Genomic DNA, 15,467 nt, shown 5'->3' on the forward strand with positions numbered 1-15,467 from the left:
ATATGCCCTTGATTCTCACCTAAGAGCCCACTTTCTGCCCGAAAGGGCAAATCGGTTTGCCTTCCGCAATTTGTCAGCTGCCCATCGCATGTCGTATTGCCAAGTGTAGAAAAGATCACCAGAGGCCTTCAGTTCGTCCTCGTGCTGGTCCCAGATATGCTTTGCAACTTCGACAACTGAAGCCGTTCCGCCATTGCTTTTTACCGCTTCATAGACCCATTCTTGAAGATCGTTTCTGTCAGCCATTGAATAACCTCACTAATCTATTTTTTGCGAAGATGATTATCCCATCGCATGGCGCCACCCCGCGGAATAGGCGCCGGTCACGTGATGTTCCAGCTGGCGTTCGATATCGCCAAGAAGCGACGAGGCGCCGAAGCGGAACAGGTCAGGTGTCAGCCACGCATCCCCCAGCTCTTCCTTGACAAGAGCCAGGTAGATCAGCGCGTCCTTGGCCTTCGAGATCCCGCCGGCGGGCTTGTAACCCACGCGAAATCCGGTTCGGGCGTGATAGTCACGGATCGCCCGCAACATCACAAGTGTAACCGGCAGGGTCGCATTGACGCTTTCCTTGCCGGTGGATGTCTTGATGAAATCGGCACCCGCCATCATCGCGACCAGCGAGGCGCGGGCGACGTTGCGCAGGCTCCCCAGCTCTCCGGTGGCAAGAATCGCCTTGAGATGCGCCGGCCCGCAAGCGTCGCGGAAGGCACGGATCTCGTCAAAGAGGGATTGCCAGTCGCCGGTCAGGACATGGCGGCGCGAGATCACGATGTCGATTTCCGCTGCGCCGGCAGCAACGCTTTCCTCGATCTCGGCCACCCGCAGGCGCAAGGGCGAAAGACCGGCGGGGAAACCGGCCGACACCGCCGCGACGGGAATGCCGCTGCCGGCCAGTGCGTGGCGTGCCGGGGCGATCATTTCGTGATAGACACAGACGGCGCCAACCGTCAGTTCCTGCATGCCGAGCGTGATCAGGAGGTCGGTGCGCAGCGGTTGGCGCGCCTTGGCACAAAGTCGCGTCATGCGCCCGGGCGTGTCATCCCCGCTGAGCGTGGTCAGATCCATGCAACTGATTGCGCGGCACAGCCACGCCGCCTGATGAGCCTTCTTGACGCTGCGCCGCCCCGGCAGGGTTGCGCAGCGGCGTTCGATCGCCGAGGAGTTGGCCTGCACCATGCGCAACCAGCCGTCATCCAGCTGATCGAACCCCGGATTGCGATGTTCGACCGCCTGAGGCAGTTGTGCTCGGGTATCTTCCTGGCGGGTCGTCATGATCGGCCCTCGGTTGCAATGACTCCGGTCAAGCGTTGCACGGACGTTCGCCGGTGGCAAGAACACCCCGGCGGCAGGCCGATCACGAAAGCCCGAGGGCCATCCCCAGAACGCCGAGGCCCTTTCCAAGCAGCCTGTCGGGCTTTTTCGCGCTGACCGGTACGCCTTGCGCCGTCAATGCCCGGGCATGGCTCGACGCGGTTGCAGACGGATGAACGACGATCACCTCCTGACCCAGCCAGTAGGGCCGCGCAGCCGCCAGCTCCGCCCCGATCAGATGCCCGGTCATCGCCGCGGTGTCCCCCCCGAGTTCGGCGCTGCGCAGATCCGCAGCCAGTTGTGCCGGACGGCTGAGACTGTCGGTGAGTGCGGTCATGTCGGCCCGGTCGGGCGCCCCGCCAAGCGCGGTGACCAGCCGCCAGGTGAGGAATCCACGGCTGCTTACGACTTCATTGGCGCTGACATGCAGCCAATGGCTCACGCCTCCTTCCGCAGCGCAGATGACTCCGTCCCAGTTGCGATCTTCCGCCAGCGCGCCGGCCACCCGCAGGCGCAGCCAACCGCTGACAAGATCGCGTGGCTGTTCCTGCGCCAAGGGGGGCAGATCAGGGCCGGACTCGGGCAGAATCGGCGCTGGCAAAGACAGGGCCGGGCCATGATCAACACGTACGACCCTTCCGCCTTTCACACCGGCTGCATCGAGAGCTTCAGCTTCGGACGTTCCGGTTGCGGTCCGGCCCGGTTCGGGGCCATGCATGGCACAGGCCATAAACCCTTCGCCCGGTGCCGGCCCGACGGCCGCCCAGCCGGGCCTCATGCGGGACCGCCAAGCCCGGCCCCTGCCTGACGCAGTATCCCCGACATGTCATATCCGGCCTTCCCGGTGACCTCGAGGATACGGTCGGTCTCCATCCGCCCGATTTGCGCCAGGCTCCAGAGCATCGTGCAACGCGTGCCGCTGCGGCAATAGGCCAGGACCGGGCCGGGCATGTCAGAAAGGGCCTCGCGAAATTGCCGTGCTGCCTCGCCTGTCACCACGCCGGACGCGACGGGAATCCAGCATGTCTCGATGCCGGCATCCCTTGCCGCCAATGCGATTTGATCGAAATCGGGCTGTCCCGGATCTTCGCCGTCCGGACGATTGCAGATGACCGACCGGAAGCCGTGGCGGGCCAGTTCCGGAATATCCTCGGCCGTGATCTGTGGCGATACAGCGAAATCATCTGTTATGCTGCGCGTGTCCATCTGTGCCTCCCCTTTGGGTTCGGGATCATATGCCGTGAAATGCCGGGGTGTTTCAATGCCCCGCGGGATTGGCGCCCGGCGTTGACATTCCGCGGCTTGCAGCCAAACGTTCGCGCGTGACCGGGGAGTGCGATATGAGCGGACAGTGGGAATTCTGGATCGACCGGGGCGGCACATTTACCGATGTGGTCGCGATTGATCCCGCTGGAGACGTGCACACTCACAAGCTCTTGTCGGAGAATCCCGAGCGTTACCGGGATGCCGCGGTTCAGGGTATCCGAGAGGTCATGGGCAGGCATGAGGATTTTCCCGACGGTGCGATCAGGGCGGTGAAAATGGGTACCACAGTGGCAACGAACGCGCTGCTCGAACGCAAGGGCGAGCGGGTGCTGTTGCTTGTGACCGGAGGTTTTCGCGACCTGCTCAGGATCGGGTACCAGACGCGCCCGCGCCTTTTCGACCTCGAAGTCCGGCGGCCGGATCTGCTCTATGAAGACGTGGCAGAGCTTGACGAGAGATTGGATGCCGAAGGGGCAGTCGTCCGTCCGCTTGACGAGGACAGGGCGCGCCGCGCATTGCAAGCCGCGCATGACAAGGGGATCCGGTCTGTCGCGATCGCCGGTTTGCACGCCTACCTCAACCCCGCGCACGAGGTGCGGGTGGCCGAGATCGCACGGGATGTGGGGTTTTCGCAGATCACCGCCAGCCATCAGGTGAACAGGCTGGCCAAGCTGGTCGGCCGCGGCGACACGGCCGTCGTGGATGCCTACCTCTCGCCGATCCTGCGCCGCTATGTCGATCAGGTCGCCGACGCCCTGGATCTGGGGCGGGCCTGTAATTCGCTTCTCTTCATGCAGTCGAATGGCGGATTGACCGATGCGCAGCTGTTTCAGGGCAAGGACGCGATCCTGTCGGGTCCGGCCGGTGGGATCGTGGGGATGGTCAAGACCGGACGTGCGGCGGGACATGACAGACTCATCGGGTTCGACATGGGCGGCACCTCGACCGATGTTAGCCACTATGCCGGAGACTACGAGCGCAGTTTCGAAACCGAGGTGGCGGGCGTCAGGATGCGTGCCCCGATGATGGATATTCATACCGTCGCAGCCGGGGGCGGCAGCATCTGCAAATTCGAGGACGGGCGGTTTCAGGTCGGCCCCGAAAGCGCGGGCGCCGATCCGGGGCCGGCCTGTTACAGGCGCGGCGGGCCGCTGACCGTGACAGATTGCAACGTGATGCTGGGCAAGCTCAACCCGGAGCATTTCCCGCATGTCTTCGGCCCGGAGGGTGATCAGCCGCTTGATGCCGGAGCGGTGCGCCGGAAATTCGAGGCCCTGGCCGAAACCGTCAGCCGCGAGACGGGCGAGGCATGCCGTGCCCCTGAAGAAATGGCCGAGGGGTTCTTGCGTATTGCCGTGGACAACATGGCCAACGCGATCAAGAAGATCAGTGTTCAGCGCGGTCATGACGTGACGGGCTACACGCTCCAGTGTTTCGGCGGTGCCGGCGGGCAGCATGCCTGCCTGGTGGCCGATGCACTGGGCATGTCACGGGTTCTGGTGCATCCCCATGCCGGGGTGCTGTCGGCCTACGGGATGGGACTGGCAGAAGTGCGGGCCATGCGCGAGGTGCAGTTCGATGCACCGCTCTCCGAGATGGGCGATGCGGGCGAGGTGCTTGAGCGTATCGCGCGGGAGGCGCATGACGAAGTGGAAAGCCAGGGCATTCGCGACATCGGAACCGAACGCCGGGCGCATCTTCGCTACGATGGTTCGCACCAGCCGCTTGAGGTGACGTTCGGGGATACAGCGCGGATGCAGTCGGATTTCGAGGCCGCGCATATCCAGCGTTTCGGTTTTCATTCCCCCGAGCGCGCGATCCTTTTCGACATGCTCAGCGCAGAGGCGATCGGCCGAACGGGACAAAGCCCGGGCGCCGCCCTGCCAAGCGGTGATGGTGCGCCGAAGGCCCGGATTCCCGTGCATTTGTCCGGTGAGAGCGCCGGGGTACCGTTTTACGAACGCTCCGGGCTTGATCCTGCCGCGCGGATCACCGGGCCGGCCGTGATCACCGAACCCACGGGGACCAACATGGTCGAACCGGGATGGGCCGTTCGGGTGGACAAGATGGGCAATCTGCTGTTCGAGCGGATTGCCGACAAGGCCCGGGACAATGCCGCGGGAACCCGGGTGGACCCTGTTCTCCTGGAGGTTTTCAACAACCTCTTCATGTCGGTGGCCGACCAGATGGGCGTGACGCTGGCCAATACCTCGTGGTCGGTCAACATAAAGGAAAGGCTGGATTTTTCCTGTGCCATTTTCGATGCGGCGGGTGATCTGGTGGCGAACGCGCCGCATGTGCCCGTGCATCTGGGTTCGATGTCCGATTCGATCCGAACCGTGATGCGGCTGAATCCCGATGTGAAGCCCGGTGACGCCTTCATGCTCAATTCCCCCTTTCAGGGCGGCACGCATCTGCCTGACGTAACGGTGGTTACCCCGGTTTTTGTGCAGGGGCGCCCGGCGTTCTGGCTCGGATCACGCGGTCATCACGCGGATATCGGCGGACGGACTCCGGGGTCCGCCCCGCCTGACAGCACCCATATCGACGAAGAGGGTGTGCTGATCGAGAATTTCAAGCTGGTTGACCGCGGCACGCTGCGGGAGGCCGAGGCCGAACGCGTGCTCGCATCAGGACGTTACCCGTGCCGCAATCCGGCGCAGAACATGGCTGACCTGAAGGCGCAGATCGCCGCCAACGAGACGGGGCGCCAGGAGCTGATGAAGGTGGTGGAAACGTACGGTCTCGAGGTTGTCGAGGCTTATATGGGTCACGTGCAGGACAATGCAGAGGAAAGCGTGAGGCGTGTCATCGACAGGCTGCATGACGGTCGCTTCAGCTACCCGATGGATCATGGCGCGACGATCGAGGTCCGGGTCAGCGTAGACCATGATGCGCGGGAAGCGGTTATCGATTTCACCGGCACCAGCACGCAGCACTCCGGCAACTACAACGCGCCGCGTTCGATCTGTGACGCCGTCGTGCTCTATGTCTTCCGAACAATGGTGGGCAACGAGATCCCGCTGAACGAAGGATGCCTGAAACCGCTCAGGATCGTGGTGCCGGACGGTTCGATGCTCAACCCCGTTTATCCTGCGGCGGTTATCGCGGGCAATACCGAGGTGAGCCAGGCCACCTGCAACGCTCTTTACGGCGCGTTGCACGTGATCGCCGGAAGCCAGGCGACGATGAACAATTTCGTCTGGGGCAATGACGAGTTCCAGAATTACGAAACCATCGCCGGCGGCACCGGGGCCGGGCCGGGCTTCGATGGTTGCGACGCGGTGCAAAGCCACATGACCAACACACGGATGACCGATCCCGAGATTCTGGAAAAGCGATTTCCCGTACGACTGGAAGAGTTTGGCGTCCGGGAAGGGTCGGGCGGAAAAGGCGAGTGGCACGGCGGCGACGGGGTTCTGCGGCGGATGCGGTTTCTTGTTCCGGTCACTGTTACGACGCTGTGCTCGCATCGCAGGGTGGCGCCATTCGGCGTGGATGGCGGCGGACCCGGCAAGCTGGGCCGCAACTGGGCCGAGCTGCCGGACGGCACATGCCGCGAGATGCAAGGCAATGACGAGATCGAGCTGCCCGCCCAGAGCGTGTTCGCCATGGCCACGCCCGGTGGCGGCGGATGGGGCGGGCGCAGCGGTTGAACCCGCCGCCGGATCCTCTTACCTCGACAGGGAGCGGCCACCTTGCAGGTGATCGGACAGACAGAATAGAAGGAATGAATTCATGGATGAAAAACAAGCATATCAACAGAAACTCCAGGCCAAGCTGGACGAGTGGAACGCCGAGATTTCGAAGTTCCAGGCCAAGGCCGAACAGGCCCAGGCAGATGCAAGACTCAAATACGAGGAAAACATCGAGGATCTCAAGAAGCGTCGCGAAGCCATGGAACAGGAATTGGAGAAGGTCCGAGAGGCGCAGGCCGAGGCATGGAACGACGTGAAAGCGGGCGCCGACAAGGCGTGGGACGCCATGAGCCAGGCCATGCGGTCAGCCTATAACCGTTTTGACTGAGTGGGGTTTCCATTTCCGGCTCAGGCTGCGGCAAACCCCTTGTCCAGTGCCGAGAGAACCCTGTTGACGTCTTCCTCCGAGATCGTGAGAGGCGGTGACATGAGGATGTTGTGCGCACCAAGCCGGACCATGGCGCCAGCTTCGTAGGTGGCGTGATGGATGCGTGCCATTGTCGTGGCATCCATCGGCGTCTTGGCCGCCTTGTCACTGACCAGTTCGATCCCCGTCATCAGGCCGTGACCGCCGCGCACATCCCCGATGATATCATGCGTTTCGGCGAGTTTGCGAACACCGTCGAAGAGTTGCTTGCCGCGCGCCGCTGCATTGGCCTTCAGGTCCAGGCGCTCGGTCTCGGCCAGTGTCGCGATCACGGCCGCGGCGCCGACCGGGTGGGCAGAATAGGTGTAGCCGTGCCAGATGCTACCGTCGGCGGCACCCGCCCCCTCGAACACCTCGGCGACACCATCGCTCATCAGCGCGGCGCCAACCGGGAAATATCCGCTGGTTATGCCCTTGGCGACGCTCATCATATCGGGCCGCACATCCCAGTGCCGGGCGCCGGACCAATCCCCGAGACGCCCGAAGCCCGTGATGACCTCGTCGGAAATCAAGAGGATGCCGTAGCGATCACAGATCTCGCGGATGCGCGGCATGAAGCTCGCATCGGGCACGATCACGCCGCCCGCGCCCTGCACCGGCTCCATGATGAAGGCGGCGATGCTGTCCGGGCCCTGGAATTCGATCTCGTCCACCGCCGCTGCGGCGATGCTTTCGGACAGTCTGACGGGGTCGGTTTCCCCGTACGGATTGCGGTAGGTATAAGGGCTGGGAAGGTGGAAGCAGCCCGATAGCAATGGTTCGTAATTTATTCGGAACCGATTGTTCCCATTGACCGAAGCGCCGCCGAAATGAGTCCCGTGATAGCCTTTCTTCAGGCTCAGGAACTTGGTGCGGGCGGGTTGGCCGCGAATGCGGTGATACTGTCGGGCGAGCCGCAGACAGGTATCGACCGAATCAGACCCGCCCGAGGTGAAGAAGACGCGTGCCATTCCATCGGGAGCAAAAAATTGCTGTACTGCCCATGATGCTTCTATCGCGGGTGGGTTCGTGGTGCCCGCAAAGGCAGAATAATAAGGAAGATCAAATAGCTGATCGGAAATCGCCTGTTTGACGACATGATTCGAGTAGCCGAGGTTCACGCACCAGAGGCCGCCCACTGCATCCACCGCGCTGTGACCATCGATATCAGTGATTTCAACGCCTTGGGCGCTTTTAATGATCTTGGGCGCATTGGTTTGCGCGTCGCCCGGATGGCCCATTGGATGCCAGAGATTGCGGGCGTTCATCTCGCGCAGGAAGTTGTCGTCTTTCATGGGGCGCTCCGGAGTGCGGGTCAATTTGATCAAATCCTGACACCGGAATGCGCCCCTGTCCAGAGCGCACGGGTTTGAGCAGGTGGAAGACACTGAGAAGCCGTACTGGAGGGAAAACCGGCGCGCCGGGCCGGACATGCCCAATCTTGCGATCCGGCGCCTGCGGCCGGGCCCTGGCCGGATCACGGAGGATGAAGGGTTTGACGATCAGGCGGCCGGAAAGCCGCGCCGCCGCTCAGGCCGCGATGCCGGGACGACCCGAGGCTTCGACAGTGATCTCGGCCTCCAGGAACACCTCGCGTGCTTCCGTCCGGGCGGCGCGCGTGTCCCGCGATGCGCTGATGTGGATATCCTGTGCGCCGCCGGCCTCTGCCCCGGCGCGGGCCTCGCGCGTCAGCGCCTCCTCAAGCACACGCATCGCCTCCTCGGGAGAGGGGAAATCTTGGGGTCCGGAGGCAAGGTGTACGCGGTAACGCCCCTCGGCGGGGGATGTCACCGTGCCGCTGCGCCGGATCGTGACCCGGCCGACAACCGCCCCGATCGCGTTGGCAACGCCGGCATGTTCCGGCAGGATCATTTCGCACCCCAGGCGCCGTCCCGCGGCCGGATAGTAGCAGGGGGCCGATGCACCAAGCCCGACCACCGGCAACGCCAGCCCGGCCGCGAGGCGCACCAGGCCGCTGTGCCCGTCCAGCCCCTTCTGCATCAGCACGTGTCGGGCCAGGTGATCCGGGGGCAGGCCGAAATCGGTGTCTTCCCCGGCCAGCGCAGTCTCGAGCAGGGCAAGTACCGTCTGATGTGTGAGCCTGTCCACGACCATGCGTGCAAGGGCCGGCGCATCCGCGGCCAACGGTCGTCCCGCCCCGGTGCGTTTGCGGGCCATGAGCCCGAGAGCTTTCTGCGCCGCCCCCGTATCCCAGCCCGTCTGCAGTTCCAGGACATGGGCCGCATCGGATGGCGTGACCCCGGCCACCTGCACCAGGCCGCGCGCTATCAGCCGGTCGAGCGAGCGGTGATCCACCCGGCTGCGCAGTACCCGTGCCAGCGGGGCCACCTCCGCCCCGATCCGGGCCAGCAAAGCGGCGTCACGCGCGACCAGCCCACCGGAATCGACGCCCGATACCGCGCGCACGAAACGGGCGTCTTGTTCGCCCGGGGCAACGGCGCGCATCTGTTCGTCAAGGGCGGCATGGACCGCGTCGGGCGCCTCGGTAGCCACGAGGGAGACCGGGATCAGGCGACGCGGCCCGAGGCTGACACCGCCGGCAAGCCCGGATTCGGCGACATGCACCTCGCTGTCGCCGCCCAAACCGGTGGTGCGCATCGCCACCGCCTCGACCATGGTGCGCCAGGGGCCGACACGGGCGCCTTCGGGGTCGATCGCCGGGCGCCCGCCGCTGAGCAGGGCCGTGTCGGTTGTGGTGCCCCCGATATCCGACACCAGCGCGGTCTCGATGCCGGTCATCCAGCGCGCCCCCACGATCGAGGCGGCGGGACCGCTGAGAATTGTCTCGATCGGGCGTTCGCGGGCCTGTGCCGCACTGATCAGCGCCCCGTCTCCGCGTACCACCATCAGCGGCGCGTCGATGCCGAGCCCGGCAAGCGTATCGCCGGCCCGCGAGATCAGCGCGTCGATCATGCCGATCAGCCGTGCGTTGAGAAACGCGGTCAGCGCACGTTTCGGCCCACCGAGGCGTGCGGAAAGTTGATGTGAGCAGGACACCGGCCGCCCTGTCGCGGCGCGGATCATGGCGGCGGCCTCCAGTTCATGCGCCGGGTTGCGGGTGGCAAAGCGGGCCGCCACGGCATAGGCGGGCAGATCCCCGTTATCCGCCAGCCAGCGATGCAGCGCCGCGGTATCAAGCGGGGCCGTGGCGGTGCCGGAATGGTCATGCCCTCCGGCCATGACCAGTGCCGGATCACCAGCCAGCGCGGTACCAAGCCCGTGCGTGGCAAGATCGCTTTCCGGCAGACCGACATAGACCAGGCCCGCGCGCCCGCCCTGCCCCTCGACCAGGGCATTGGTGGCCAGCGTGGTGGACAACGCCGCCAGGGCCACGGCACCGGGATCGATGTTGCCCTGCGCGAGCACCCGCGCCACCGCCGTTCCGATCCCCTGCGCCAGATCGTGACGGGTGGTCAGGGCCTTGGCGGTGGCCACAACCCGCGTCTCGTCGCGGATCAGGACCGCGTCGGTATAGGTGCCGCCCGTGTCCACACCCAGTGCCAGTGCCATGCCGACCCTTCCTGTCTGCCGCCGCACGGACGGGGTTAAGCCGGATCGCCGGCCGGATCCATCCCGTTTGCGTCATCGGGGAGGCGCGCCACCGCCCATTTCGCGGCATCCGCGACCGCCGGGTCGGGATCTTCACAGAGCGCCTGCGCCATGGGCCGCAACCCCGCACGGCCGGAATTGCCGATGGCATAGAGAACGTTGCGCACGAACCGGTCACGCCCGATACGCTTGATCGGGCTCCCGGAAAATCTGGTGCGAAAGGCCGCGTCATCAAGCTGCGCAAGCTCGCCAAGGTCGGGTGCGACCAGATCGGCGCGGGCATGGTAGCGGGTCTCGCGGGCCGCGCGGGCGAACTTGTTCCAGGGGCAGACGGCAAGGCAATCGTCGCAGCCGTAGATGCGGTTGCCCATGAGCGGGCGCAGCGCCTCGTCCACCGGTCCCCGATGCTCGATCGTCAGGTACGAGATGCAGCGCCGCGCATCCAGCTGGTAGGGCGCGGGAAAGGCATCGGTCGGGCAGGAATCGAGGCAGGCCCGGCAGTTGCCGCAATGATCGCTCTCGGCCGGGTCGACAGGCAATTCCAGGGTTGTGAAGATAGAGCCGAGGAAGAACCAGTTGCCCAGGTCGCGGCCCAGCAGGTTGGTGTGCTTGCCCTGCCAGCCCAGGCCCGCGGCCTGTCCCAGCGGCTTTTCCGGGACCGGGGCGGTATCCACGAAGACCTTGACTCCGGCCGGTGCCGCGTCGGGCCCCTGTGGCCCCGCCTCGGCAATCAGCCAGCGCGCCAGCCGCTTGAGCCGCTTCTTGACCGGGTCATGATAGTCCCGGTTGCGGGCATAGACGGAAATCGTGCCGGCTCCGGGCTGCGCGAGGCTTTCCAGCGGATCGGTTTCCGGGGTGTAGCTCTCCGCCAGCATGATGACCGAGCGCGCCTCGGGCCAGAGCGCGGACGGGTCGCCGCGCCAGTGACTGCGCTCGGCCAGCCACGACATCTGCCCGTGGTAGCCTTTCTCCAGAAACGCGGCGAGCCGCGCCGGCACCTCGGGCACGTCGCCGGGACGGCAGATCCGGCAGGCATCGAACCCCTCGGCGATGGCCTGCGCGACAAGGCGTCGTTTCAGCGCTTCAGTGGTCATGATCCCTCCGTGAGCGCGCTCAGGATGACCGATGCGCCCGGCGCGCACAAACCGCTTTTGCGCTCCGGCAGGCGCGCGGCGCACGTTGGGAGTCGTCCCGTGTCAGCGGCCTCCGGGCATAAAGGCGGGCCCGCCTTCATCTTTCTCCAAATACTCCCGCCGGAGGCACCCGGGCGGCCGAAGGCCGACACCGGGACATCATCCTGCGCGTCGCCGGGCGCGCGCATCAGAAATCAAGATTGGCGTAATGCGGCGGGGGCGGAAAACCGGGCACCTGATCGGCAAGGATGCCGCGAAAGGCCGGGCGCGACTTGATCTTCGCGTACCAGTCCTTGACAGCATCGCTGCGATTCCAGTCCACGTCGCTTATGTAATCGAGCGCGCTGAGATGCGCGGCGGCGGCGAAATCGGCCAGGGTCATCACGTCACCCGCCAGCCAGCGCCGGTGATCCAGAAGCCAGGCCATGTAATCGAGATGGTACTTGATCGCCCGGGCCCCGTTCTTGACATTGCGACTGTCGGGAAATCCCGCGCCGGTGACCTTCTTGTTGACCCGTTCGTAGAGAAGGTTCGCGGTCACTTCGTGGTGGAACTTGTCGTCGAACCATCCCACCAGCCGGCGCACCTCGAAGCGGGCCTCGGGCGCGCGCGGCATGAGGGCGGGTTCGGGGTGCTTTTCCTCGATATATTCGCAGATGGCGGCACTTTCCGACAGGGTGTGCCCGTCGATCCTGAGCACCGGGATCTTGCCGGCGGGATTGCGGCGCAGGAAATCCTGGGATTTCTCCCAGTAGCGTTCCTCGGCCAGTTCGCATTCGATCTTCTTTTCCGCGAGGCTGAGCCGGACCTTGCGGCAGAAGGGCGAGAGCGGAACGTGGTAGAGCTTGGCCATGCTGGCAGACCTATCATGTGTGGAGCGCATCCTCCATGCCCGCTTGACGCCGGAGATTCAATCCTCGAAACAGGCCGCCCTGCCGTCGCGGGCGATGGTTGCCGCGCCGTCGAGAATGGCGCTGGCGCGGTTGCGCAGCCATGCCGAGGGGCGGGCCGCATCACGGTCACGCGGAGCGGGCAGCAGAGCGGCAAGCCGCGCTGCCTGGGCCGGACGCAGATCGGAAGCGGATGTGTTGAAATAATGCCGTGCCGCGGCCTCGACGCCGAAAACGCCCTCGTCGAACTCGGCCATGTTGAGATAGACCTCCAGGATGCGGCGTTTGGGCCAGAGGGCCTCGAGCGGCGGGGTGATCAGCGCCTCGAGCGCCTTGCGCGTCCAGGTCCGCCCGTGCCAGAGGTAGACGTTCTTGACCACCTGTTGGCTGAGGGTGGAGGCGCCACGGCTTTCCCCTGCCGCGATGACCTTGCGGATCTCGGTCATGTCGAACCCCCAGTGATTGCAGAAATTGGCGTCCTCGGCGGCCACCACGGCGCGCACCATCACCGGCGCGATTTCCGGAAAAGGCACCCATTCATGCGCCAGCCCACCGAGCCGGGCGGCCTCTTGTTTCATGTAGTGCCCCGGCGGCGGAGCAAAGAAGCGGTGCGCGATGAGCACCAGCAGAAGGACCGTCATGCAGATCAGCACGAAGCGCGCAGCCCAACTGCGCAGGCGCCGCCGGAGCGGCACTGTCGGTTTCGCGGAGCTTTTCTTCGAACCGGCCATGACCGCCAGCTATAGACGAAACCTTCGGTCCTGCGAAAGCGCCCGGGGCCGGATCACTTCACGAACATTTTCCGCGGCCGGTCACAGAAGGTTTCGGCGGGACCGTCTTGCTTGATGAGGATCGACTCGGTGATCTCGAGCCCCCAGTCGGACATCCACAGCCCCGGCATGAAATGGAAGGTCATGCCCGGCTCGAGGATCGTCTCGTCCTCCGAGCGGAGGCTGACGGTCCGCTCGCCCCAGTCCGGCGGGTAGCTGAGACCGATCGGATAGCCGCACCTGGCTCCGCGTTCGATGCCCGCGCGTTCGAGCGGCGCAGCCAGCGCGTTGGCGATGTCGCAGGCGCGGTTGCCGGCGCGGGCGGCTTCCAGGCCGGCCTCAAGCCCCTCGGTCAGTGCCTTTTCAGCGTCGAGCAGGAACTGCGGCGGTTTGCCGAGAAAAAGCGTCCGGCAAAGGGGGGCGTGATACCGCCGGTAGCAGCCGGAGATTTCGAAGAAGGTCGCCTCGCCGTCCGCGAAGGGGCGGCCATCCCATGTGAGGTGCGGCGCCGCGGCGTCCGAGCCCGAGGGCAAAAGCGGCACGATGGCCGGATAATCGCCCCATGCCTCGGGGGTGCCGCGGATGGCGTCGCGAAAGATCTCGGCCACAACCTCGTTTTTGGGCACGCCCGGCTCCACCCGTTCCAGAAGCCCGTCAACGATCTTCTCGGATATTGCGGCGGCCTTTCTGATACAGGCGATTTCCTCGTCGGATTTGACCGCGCGTTGCCAGTTCACCAGCGCGGTGGCATCCACGAAAGTGGCCTTGGGCAACTCGCCGCATAGCACCTGGTGGGCCCGGGCGGAGAAATAGTAATTGTCCATCTCCACGCCGATGCGCGCAGCCTCCAGCCCCATGCCGCGCAGGCGTTCGGCCAGATCCTGCATAGGGTGGCGTTCGGTGGACTGCACGTAGTTGTCGGCATAGCCGATCACCCGGTCGTCGGACATCCACACGGTGCGGATACCGCCATTGGCGTCCTGTCCGCGCCCCCACCACACCGGATCGGCATCCGGCAGGACGATCACCCCCTGGTGCACGTAGAAGGACCATCCGTCATAGGCCGTCAGCCAGTTCTGGTTTGACGGGTCGGTGACGAAGAGAGCGTCGAGCCCGGCGGCTTCCATGGCGGCGCGCGTCTTGTCGAGGCGGCGGGCGAATTCCTGTTCGGAAAAGGGGAGGTCCTTGGCGTGCATTGGGTGATCTGTCCTTTTTTGTCGCGCTGGCGGCCATCATGACGGTCGCGGCACAGCTTGCCCCAAGAAATGCGCCACTGCACGTCGTTTTTGGTCTATTCCGCGTCGTGGCGTTGACGCTAGGGTGGTGCGGCGGCGAAAATTCCACGATCGGAAGGGAGAAAGAATGCAGCCGACGCTTGCCGACATTCTTGCCGCGGCGAAGGTGATCCGCGGCGTTGCGGATGCCACGCCGCTGGTGCCGTCATCATTCATGAGTGACCTGGCCGGTAGCGAATTTCTTCTCAAGCTCGAGAACATGCAGCCCATAGGCGCCTTCAAGCTGCGGGGGGCCCTCAACGCCGTGGCCGCTGTGGACCAGGCCGCCGGCGTGACATGCTGTTCGACCGGCAACCACGGGCGTGGCGTGGCCTACGCGGCGCGCGAACGCGGCCTGCGGGCGGTGATCTGCATGTCCGAACTGGTGCCCCGGGTGAAGGTCGAGGGGATCCGCGCCCTTGGCGCGGAGGTGTGCATCGCGGGGCGCAGCCAGGATGACGCGCTTGCGGAGTCGCAACGGCTGGTCGCGGAGGAGGGGCTTTTCGAGATATCGCCCTTTGACGATCCGATGGTGATTGCCGGGCAGGGCACGATCGGGCTGGAAATTCTGGCGGCGCGACCGGATCTGCACACGCTTCTGGTGCCGCTGTCGGGTGGCGGCCTGGCCGCCGGCGTGGCCCTCGCCGCGAAATCTATCAACCCCGGTATCCGGGTGGTGGGCATCAGCATGGACCGCGGTGCAGCGATGCACGAAAGTCTCCGGGCCGGGCACCCGGTCGAGGTGGAGGAACTGCCCTCGCTGGCCGACAGCCTCGGGGGCGGCATCGGGATGCAAAACCGCCTGAGCTTTCCGATGTGCCGGGACCTTCTGGACGAGACGGTGCTGGTGACCGAAGAGGAGATCTACCGTGCCATGCAGGTGCTCTATCACGAGGACCGGATCGTTGCCGAAGGCGCCTGCGTTGTCGGGCTGGCCGCCGTGCTGGAGGGCCGGGTGACGCTGGAAGGGCCGACCGCCACGATCGTGACGGGCCGCAACCTTGACATGGAGATGTTCACCCGGATCGTGACCGGGCAGGACGTGCGGCTGGGCGACGTGACGGTTCCGGGACGCCCCTACGCGCGGCCCGCATGACGCTGGCGCGATGTCTGGACAGGGACGATGGAACGCGACGACGGGAGGAT

The 15,467-nt window shown here is 65.1% G+C and carries 13 protein-coding genes; 3 read left to right on the plus strand and 10 right to left on the minus strand.

The features are described 5' to 3' along the window. Positions 1-15: 15 nt before the first annotated feature. The 4 genes from DQW77_RS08270 to DQW77_RS08285 all read right to left on the minus strand — a co-directional run bounded on the left by DQW77_RS08270 (position 16) and on the right by DQW77_RS08285 (position 2,520). Complete coding sequence (locus DQW77_RS08270) at positions 16-246, minus strand: hypothetical protein (protein ID WP_113257742.1); 231 nt, start codon at positions 244-246, stop codon at positions 16-18. 36 nt (positions 247-282) lie between these two features. Further along, positions 283-1,275 carry a deoxyribose-phosphate aldolase gene (gene deoC / locus DQW77_RS08275; protein ID WP_113257743.1) on the minus strand — a complete coding sequence of 331 codons (993 nt, stop codon included), beginning with the start codon at positions 1,273-1,275 and terminating at the stop codon, positions 283-285. Between the two features lie 82 nt (positions 1,276-1,357). Continuing rightward, positions 1,358-2,092, minus strand: a complete 735-nt coding sequence (locus DQW77_RS08280) for a 2-dehydro-3-deoxygalactonokinase (RefSeq protein ID WP_113257744.1) — start codon at positions 2,090-2,092, stop codon at positions 1,358-1,360. After that, entirely contained in the window at positions 2,089-2,520 is a 432-nt protein-coding gene (locus DQW77_RS08285) for a TIGR01244 family sulfur transferase (RefSeq protein ID WP_113257745.1), read from the minus strand. Before DQW77_RS08285 ends, DQW77_RS08280 begins: the two co-directional genes overlap by 4 nt. A gap of 134 nt (positions 2,521-2,654) precedes the next feature. Between DQW77_RS08285 and DQW77_RS08290 the strand changes: the two genes are divergently transcribed. Continuing rightward, a complete protein-coding gene (locus DQW77_RS08290) occupies positions 2,655-6,236 on the plus strand; it encodes a hydantoinase B/oxoprolinase family protein (RefSeq protein ID WP_113257807.1) in 3,582 nt (1,193 codons plus the stop codon). Positions 6,237-6,318: 82 nt separating this feature from the next. Next, on the plus strand, positions 6,319-6,606 hold the full coding sequence (locus DQW77_RS08295) for a hypothetical protein (protein ID WP_113257746.1): 288 nt from the start codon (positions 6,319-6,321) through the stop codon (positions 6,604-6,606). Between the two features lie 20 nt (positions 6,607-6,626). Here DQW77_RS08295 and DQW77_RS08300 read toward each other — a convergent pair whose 3' ends face one another. The 6 genes from DQW77_RS08300 to DQW77_RS08325 form a co-directional block, all read right to left on the minus strand. Next, entirely contained in the window at positions 6,627-7,979 is a 1,353-nt protein-coding gene (locus DQW77_RS08300; RefSeq protein ID WP_113257747.1) for an aminotransferase class III-fold pyridoxal phosphate-dependent enzyme, read from the minus strand. A 235-nt stretch (positions 7,980-8,214) separates the two neighbouring features. Next, complete coding sequence (locus DQW77_RS08305; RefSeq protein WP_113257748.1) at positions 8,215-10,215, minus strand: hydantoinase/oxoprolinase family protein; 2,001 nt, start codon at positions 10,213-10,215, stop codon at positions 8,215-8,217. Positions 10,216-10,250: 35 nt separating this feature from the next. After that, positions 10,251-11,348: a tRNA epoxyqueuosine(34) reductase QueG gene (gene queG / locus DQW77_RS08310; RefSeq protein ID WP_113257808.1), complete on the minus strand. Its 1,098-nt coding sequence runs from the start codon at positions 11,346-11,348 to the stop codon at positions 10,251-10,253. 226 nt (positions 11,349-11,574) lie between these two features. Continuing rightward, positions 11,575-12,240, minus strand: coding sequence for a glutathione S-transferase family protein (locus tag DQW77_RS08315; RefSeq protein WP_113257749.1), 666 nt, complete (start codon positions 12,238-12,240; stop codon positions 11,575-11,577). Between the two features lie 57 nt (positions 12,241-12,297). Continuing rightward, entirely contained in the window at positions 12,298-13,008 is a 711-nt protein-coding gene (mtgA, locus tag DQW77_RS08320) for a monofunctional biosynthetic peptidoglycan transglycosylase (RefSeq protein WP_113257750.1), read from the minus strand. A gap of 53 nt (positions 13,009-13,061) precedes the next feature. Then, the gene (locus DQW77_RS08325) at positions 13,062-14,243 is read right to left on the minus strand and encodes a M24 family metallopeptidase (protein ID WP_113257751.1); all 1,182 of its coding nucleotides are present in this window, start codon (positions 14,241-14,243) and stop codon (positions 13,062-13,064) included. Between the two features lie 166 nt (positions 14,244-14,409). On the opposite strand from DQW77_RS08325, the gene eutB reads away from it, so the two are divergent. Beyond that, complete coding sequence (gene eutB / locus DQW77_RS08330) at positions 14,410-15,417, plus strand: hydroxyectoine utilization dehydratase EutB (protein WP_113257752.1); 1,008 nt, start codon at positions 14,410-14,412, stop codon at positions 15,415-15,417. Positions 15,418-15,467: the final 50 nt, after the last annotated feature.

This window comes from Roseovarius sp. TE539 (assembly GCF_003298505.1).
Classification (GTDB): Bacteria; Pseudomonadota; Alphaproteobacteria; order Rhodobacterales; family Rhodobacteraceae; genus Roseovarius.